This is a genomic window from Vreelandella hamiltonii (assembly GCF_014651795.1).
Classification (GTDB): Bacteria; Pseudomonadota; Gammaproteobacteria; order Pseudomonadales; family Halomonadaceae; genus Vreelandella; species Vreelandella hamiltonii.
In genome coordinates this window covers 1-837 of sequence record NZ_BMXO01000035.1, presented here as the reverse complement: position 1 = coordinate 837, position 837 = coordinate 1, and the positions used below count along the sequence as shown (strand labels likewise).

The window sequence follows — 837 nt, the reverse complement described above, 5'->3', positions numbered from 1 at the left end:
CTAGGGTGCGTTAACAATTGCTGATGGAGATCGGGCTGATTTAGAATATCAGCATTTTTCGGTGATCTATGCCTCGGCTAATGCTACGTGATGACCAATGGGAGCGCATCGAGCACATGCTCCCCGGCAAAGCTTCAGATCGCGGGGTGACGGCCAAGGACAATCGCTTGTTCGTGGAAGCCGTCCTGTGGATCGCCCGGACAGGCGCTCCCTGGCGTGATCTGCCCGACGCCTTCGGTCGCTGGCACACTGTCTACATGCGCTATAACCGGTGGTCTAAGAAGGGGGTCTGGCAGCAGGTTATCGACACATTAGCCGATGATCCCGACATGGAGCAGCTGATGATAGATGGCAGTATCGTCAAAGTTCATCAGCATGGGGCGGCAAAAAAACGGCTCAGAGCACCGAAGCCATGGGGAAATCGCGTGGGGGATTGAGCACCAAGATCCACGCGGCGGTCGATGCCCTCGGCAACCCGGTACGGCTAATCCTCACACCGGGCCAAGCGTCTGAGTACGGAGCCGCCCCAGCGTTACTGGCGGGCTTTTCTCCAGCGGCGGTGCTTGGCGACAAGGGGTATGATTCCACCGCTTTGAGGGACATCATTCGAGCGGTGGGCGCCGAGCCGGTGATTCCGCCGAGAAAGAATCGCTTGGAATGCCCCGAGATAGATTGGCACTGTTACAAGGATCGCAACCTGGTAGAAAGGTTCTTCCAGAAAATCAAGCAGTTCAGGCGGCTGGCAACACGCTATGAGCGACTGGCGAGAAACTACCAGTCGCTACTCAACCTTGTATCCGCCGTCATATGGCTGGCCTAATTGTTAACGCTCCCTAG

1 protein-coding gene is annotated in these 837 nt (G+C 56.8%); it reads left to right on the top strand.

Annotation, left to right across the window (positions count from 1 at the left end):
* Positions 1-68 precede the first annotated feature (68 nt).
* Positions 69-820 (top strand): IS5 family transposase gene (locus IE061_RS17895; protein ID WP_371317400.1). Its coding sequence is split into 2 segments (ribosomal slippage): positions 69-392 and positions 395-820, totalling 750 coding nucleotides; the frame shifts between segments, so codons are not numbered across the junction.
* Positions 821-837: the final 17 nt, after the last annotated feature.